The 702-nt window shown below is 59.8% G+C and carries 1 protein-coding gene and 1 pseudogene; both read right to left on the minus strand.

What is annotated here, in order from left to right; all coding sequences use genetic code 11:
* Positions 1–62: 62 nt before the first annotated feature.
* Complete coding sequence (locus PKKP23_RS33525) at positions 63–326, minus strand: hypothetical protein (RefSeq protein WP_126880088.1); 264 nt, start codon at positions 324–326, stop codon at positions 63–65.
* Between the two features lie 152 nt (positions 327–478).
* Positions 479–702 (minus strand): annotated as a pseudogene (locus tag PKKP23_RS33940) (hypothetical protein); the annotation flags it as partial.

Raw genomic sequence — 702 nt, forward strand, 5'->3', positions numbered from 1 at the left:
TGAATGCCGGGCTATGCGACCGGCGGCTTCTTTTTGTCATCTTTGGGGTCCTCTTGCTGGTCCTATGACCAGCTCAGGTCCCGGCCGTTCCACTTGCCGACCTGTCCGAATTTCTGGCCCCACCTCTGCCCGACCAGAATGATCGCCGCTGTCGCGATGGCATACGATAACCACGTTCCTTGGCCTGCCGAGGCGAACACCAACGGCACGATGATCAGTGGCGTCACAGACGGCGAAATATTGGCCACCGACTGTGCAAGCGTCTCCGGGAAAGACAGGCACCTTGCATGCAAATGGTCGTGGGCATTCTCGATGCGGTTGGGCATTTTGCTCCTCGGTCAGACAATAAAATCTAGGGATTCAGCGACTGGTTACAGCAGCGTGTGGCCGCGACCTCCTGGCAACGCGCCGCACTCAGACGGAGGACACCAGTGAGTCGTTGGGCAGAACGACGACCCAACGTTTGGTGTCCCCAATCTCAACCGCCAGGCACAAGCTCGGTCGTCAACGTCATCGCGCTGATAAGCGCATCGACCTGTTCCTTGGTCGTACCCGGAGTCACAATGAGGTGGCTTACGTCCTGACTGGCCAGTTGCCATTTCGCCCGCACCTCGTCTCGCACTGGCGGAAAGACCACTGTCAACGCCGCGGCGTTGCGCCACGCATCCACGCCGCGTTCGGTGAGCGTTGCGACAGCGTACG

Origin of the sequence: Paraburkholderia kururiensis JCM 10599 = LMG 19447 (assembly GCF_003986935.1) — a bacterium.
Lineage (GTDB): Bacteria > Pseudomonadota > Gammaproteobacteria > Burkholderiales > Burkholderiaceae > Paraburkholderia > Paraburkholderia kururiensis.